This is a genomic window from Rhodopirellula sp. UBA1907, from assembly GCF_002337565.1.
Lineage (GTDB): Bacteria > Planctomycetota > Planctomycetia > Pirellulales > Pirellulaceae > Rhodopirellula > Rhodopirellula europaea.
The window spans coordinates 183,217-187,836 of sequence record NZ_DDGH01000083.1 but is presented as its reverse complement, the minus strand read 5'-3'; the positions used below and the strand labels follow the sequence as shown (position 1 = coordinate 187,836).

The following is a 4,620-nucleotide window of genomic DNA, read 5'->3' as shown; positions in this document are numbered from 1 at the left end:
CAGTGCCAGATCAAAGTCGTCGATGATCCTGGTGGACCCTCGGTCGATGGCCAATCCGTTGATCTGAAGAGAATGCGTGGACATCCGTTGGCGTCATGATGTGGCGTGAAGCGTGTGAGGCACGCATTGTAGAGGCTGAGCACCGAACCCGGCGAAACGATGGATTCCATTGCCTTTCAACGCCGCGGTCTGAGCCGAGGTCAGCGTCAGAATCATCGAAATCGCCGCAATTGAACGCGAATTTGAGTCGGAGGCAGTTGCAGATCGGTGATCGAAGTGGCAAGCGAGAGCGTGTTTTGGCGGTCAACAGGGGTGACAACCCATTACAATGGAGGGCGTTTGACGCGACGGGCGACCCACTGGGTTTCCTCGCTGCAGCAGGATTAGTACGGACGGAAGGACCCATGTTTCGCGTCAATTTGGCGATCACGACACGATGAGTTTTCGGTACACGGACTGATTTTGGAGATGACGCGATGCAGATTCATTCACAACACTCTGGCTCGTTTCGGACGATCACGCTGAGCGTGATTGGTGCGAGTGGTCTTCTGCTCGGCGGACTGGCGTTGCGAGCCGATGAGTCCCGCTCGCGAGGAAGTGAATCGCCGCTTGAGGTCACCCAAGAGAAGCGGGCGGACGATGCCGAAGCTTCTTCTGATGAGGACTACGTGCCAGCGACAAAGGCCGAGCTGCGTCGCCGTTTGAACCGGATTCAATACGATGTGACTCAGAATGCTGCGACCGAACCCGCGTTCCGAAACGCGTACTGGAACAACAAGAAGACGGGCGAGTATCACTGCATCGTCTGTGACAAGCCACTTTTTGATAGCAAGACCAAGTTCAAGTCAGGAACTGGATGGCCGAGCTTCTACTTGCCGATTGAGAAAGATGCCGTCGGGTACAAGACGGACTACAAGATGATCTATCCGCGAACGGAAGTTCATTGCAAACGTTGCAAGTCCCATCTGGGGCATCTTTTCGATGATGGTCCCGCACCAACCGGCAAACGCTTTTGCATGAACAGTGCCTCGATGAAATTCATCGAGGCAAAGTCCGAAAGCAAAAAATAGTCGAGCCCCGAAAAGAGGTCGGGGCAATCGAGGTCGTCGATCAGCCGTCGACGATGATGCCCATGCTGCGAGCGGTGCCTTCGATCATGCGAGTCGCTTGATCGATGTCACGGGCGTTGAGGTCTTCCATCTTCTTTTGAGCGATCTCTTCGCACTGTGCTCGGGTGACCGTTGCAACTTTGTCCTTGTTGGGGACGCCACTGCCTTTGGCGATACCGGCTGATTGCATCAACATCGAGGCCGCTGGTGGGCTTTTGGTGATGAAATCAAAGCTACGGTCGTTGTAAACCGTGACGATGACAGGAATCGGCGTGCCGTTGTATTCCTTGGTGCGATCGTTGAACTGTTGAACGAATTGTCCCAAGTTCACGCCGTATTTACCCAGCGATGTACCAACAGGAGGTGCAGGAGTGGCTTGACCGCCGGGGACTTGGAACTTGGCTTGGCCAGTGACTTGTTTTGCCATAGGTAAACAGCTTTTAGCGATTAACGATTAGCGGTTAGCTTTTTGGTTGCAGCGTTCTGCTGAAAGGCCAACGCAATCTGAGGTGTTTGAAGTGGGATGGGTGAAGATAATAACGCAAGCGGCTAATAGCTAGAAGCTAGCGGCTTTTTACAAAGGCTCTACTTGCCAGTGATCCAGTTCCATCGGGACGCTGCGTCCGAAGATGTTGATGATCACTGTCACGCGGCCGTTGGCTTCGTCGACCACATCGACTTCGCCTTCTTGGTTTTCGAAGTTGCCTTCTTTGACGCGAACGCGGTCGCCGACTTTGAAAGGAATCGCCGTTTTGATCGGTGTTTCGTCTTCGTCGTCGACGGCGGGACGATTGATGAATCGCTCCACGTCTTCGGGTTCCATTGGCTGGGGTTTGCCAGCCGAACCGGTGAAATCGCTGATCCCGCCGACTTCACGGACAAGGAACCAGGTGTCGTCGTTGATCGACATATACACCATGATGTAACCGGGCAGCAGTTTTCGTTTGCTAACGCGGCGTTTTCCATCGCGAGTGAATGTGGCGACGTCCTCGGATGGCACCACGATGTCGCCGAAGTACTCACCCATGTCTTCCATGCGAACCTTCTTGCGAAGGGCTTCTGCGATGGAATCTTCGCGGTTGAATGCGACTTTCAGGATGTACCAATCCATCGGGGACTCATCGTCCACTTCTGGTTTGGGCGGCGCGTTGGGGTCAACGGGAGCCGGTGGCGGGGGCGCGGGAGCTTCCGAAGCGGCGGGAGAGGCTTCGGTTTCTGGCGAGTCGACGTCTTGCACGTCATCATCACTCACGATGTTACCCCGATGAAGTTGAAGATAAATTGCCAGAGAACATCGAACAGGAACAATGTGATGGCAAGGAAGAAGATAGTGAAAATCACGACCACGGAAGCCCGGATCAATTCATCCTTGCTCGGCCAAGTCACCTTGTTCATTTCCGCTTCGACAGCGATTAGGAAATCGGCGAATCGAGGCCAATTGACGACACGGAAACCGAACCACAGGCCAGCAGCCAGCAACGCTGCCGGGATGGCACGAGCGGCGAGGGAGGATTCTCCCATGGCCGAAGGCAGGAACGAATACAAACGCCAGCAACCCAACGCAACGATCACCCAAACGGCGAGAGCCGTCAGTTGGCGAACGATCCGGCCTTGGTTGGCTTTGTACACACCAGCATGGAACAATTCGCTGCTCAGCGAACTGCCTCCGGCGCCGGCCGTGCCGGATTGGGTTAGATCTTTGGACACCCGTGGACTCCTTCGTGAATTGATTCTGGTGTTGAGCCAAATTGGTCATGGGCCAGTTTGCTCAGACCTCTACCGCGGTCACATCCTATTGATCGCGGGGGCAAACCAGAATTCTGGACAGCAGGGGCGGCGAGAGTCGAACTCACAACCGCTGGTTTTGGAAACCAGTGCTCTGCCAATTGAGCTACGCCCCTGAAACAGCGATAAGCCACTAGCTAACAGCTACCAGCTTATCGCTTATAGACAACTTTCTGCAAACGCAGATTACTCGACAATCTTGGTCACAACGCCTGAACCAACGGTACGGCCGCCTTCGCGAATAGCGAAACGAACACCGTCATCCATTGCGATTGGCTTGTGCAATTCAACTTCGACCTTGACGTTATCGCCAGGCATGCACATGTCGGCACCGATCAAGTTGGCCGTTCCGGTGACGTCAGTCGTGCGGAAGTAGAACTGAGGGCGGTAACCGCTGAAGAATGGCGTGTGACGGCCACCTTCGTCTTTGCTCAAGCAGTAAACTTCTGCTTCGAACTTGGTGTGAGGCGTGATGCTGCCTGGCTTTGCCAGAACTTGACCACGTTGGATGTCTTCGCGTTTAACACCACGAAGCAAGCAACCAACGTTGTCGCCCGAACGACCTTCGTTCATTTCCTTGCGGAACATTTCAACGCCGGTGCAGGTGGTCTTGGTCGAGTTTGGACCAAGGCCGATGATTTCGACTTCTTCGCCGACCTTCACGACACCACGCTCGATACGTCCGGTAGCAACCGTACCACGACCTTCGATCGAGAAGACGTCTTCGATCGCCATCAGGAATGGCTTGTCGTCTTCACGGGTAGGCTCAGGAATGTGCGAGTCAAGTGCTTCCATCAACTCAGTGATGCACTTGCTGGCTTCTGGATCGCTTGGATTGTTGTAAGCAGGCAACGAGCTACCACGAACAACAGGAACGTCGTCACCTGGGTAGTCGTACTTGCTGAGCAATTCGCGAACTTCGAGTTCGACGAGTTCGAGCAATTCTTCGTCGTCGACCAAGTCGCACTTGTTCAAGTACACAACGATGTAAGGAACGCCAACCTGGCGACCGAGCAACACGTGTTCCTTGGTTTGTGGCATTGGGCCGTCAGCTGCCGACACGACCAAAATCGCACCGTCCATCTGGGCGGCACCGGTGATCATGTTCTTGACAAAGTCAGCGTGGCCGGGGCAATCGATGTGAGCGTAGTGACGATTTTCACTTTCGTACTCAACGTGAGCGACCGCAATGGTCACAGTCTTCGTTGCATCACGGACAGTACCGCCCTTGGCGATATCAGAGTAACCCTTCGCTTGTGCCAAGCCCTTAGCGGCTTGAACAGCGAGGATAGCACCCGTCGTCGTCGTTTTACCATGGTCAATGTGACCGATCGTACCTACGTTGACGTGGGGCTTGGTACGTTCAAATTTGTCCTTAGCCATTCTGGTTCACCTGCATTCGCGATCCGCACCACTGTTCTCGGGGAGATACGCTCCTCGAAAACCCTTGCTGCCGTCGACCGCGTTCACACCCACGGTTACTCGCCGGCAATTCGGCCGTGTTGATCGCATTCGATCTACTTGAAAATCGAAACGAAACAAAAACGATGTTGCACCCAAAGCCCGCTCCCCGATGGGAACTTAACTTTGAGCGACTTGAAGCTGCTGATGGGATTTGAACCCATGACCTCATCCTTACCAAGGAGGCGCTCTACCCCTGAGCTACAGCAGCGAAGCGGGTGAAGGGAATCGAACCCTCGTATTCAGCTTGGAAGGCTGCTGCTCT

5 protein-coding genes and 2 tRNA genes are annotated in these 4,620 nt (G+C 54.4%); 1 reads left to right on the top strand and 6 read right to left on the bottom strand.

Features of this window, described 5'->3' with window-relative positions; translation table 11 throughout:
- Positions 1–476: 476 nt before the first annotated feature.
- Positions 477–1,070 (top strand): peptide-methionine (R)-S-oxide reductase MsrB, encoded by a 594-nt coding sequence (msrB, locus tag B2R17_RS18310; protein WP_286765103.1) that lies wholly within the window; start codon positions 477–479, stop codon positions 1,068–1,070.
- A gap of 40 nt (positions 1,071–1,110) precedes the next feature.
- Here msrB and rplK read toward each other — a convergent pair whose 3' ends face one another.
- The 6 genes from rplK to B2R17_RS18280 all read right to left on the bottom strand — a co-directional run bounded on the left by rplK (position 1,111) and on the right by B2R17_RS18280 (position 4,566).
- The gene (gene rplK / locus B2R17_RS18305) at positions 1,111–1,536 is read right to left on the bottom strand and encodes a 50S ribosomal protein L11 (protein ID WP_007324993.1); all 426 of its coding nucleotides are present in this window, start codon (positions 1,534–1,536) and stop codon (positions 1,111–1,113) included.
- A 147-nt stretch (positions 1,537–1,683) separates the two neighbouring features.
- On the bottom strand, positions 1,684–2,361 hold the full coding sequence (nusG, locus tag B2R17_RS18300; protein WP_008653252.1) for a transcription termination/antitermination protein NusG: 678 nt from the start codon (positions 2,359–2,361) through the stop codon (positions 1,684–1,686).
- Positions 2,358–2,816, bottom strand: a complete 459-nt coding sequence (gene secE, locus B2R17_RS18295; RefSeq protein ID WP_007324991.1) for a preprotein translocase subunit SecE — start codon at positions 2,814–2,816, stop codon at positions 2,358–2,360. The genes nusG and secE overlap by 4 nt, the downstream gene beginning before the upstream one ends.
- A gap of 121 nt (positions 2,817–2,937) precedes the next feature.
- A tRNA-Trp gene (locus B2R17_RS18290) sits at positions 2,938–3,010 on the bottom strand.
- Positions 3,011–3,080: 70 nt separating this feature from the next.
- Positions 3,081–4,277: an elongation factor Tu gene (tuf, locus tag B2R17_RS18285; RefSeq protein WP_037251331.1), complete on the bottom strand. Its 1,197-nt coding sequence runs from the start codon at positions 4,275–4,277 to the stop codon at positions 3,081–3,083.
- A gap of 217 nt (positions 4,278–4,494) precedes the next feature.
- Positions 4,495–4,566 (bottom strand) — tRNA-Thr (locus B2R17_RS18280).
- Positions 4,567–4,620 lie beyond the last annotated feature (54 nt).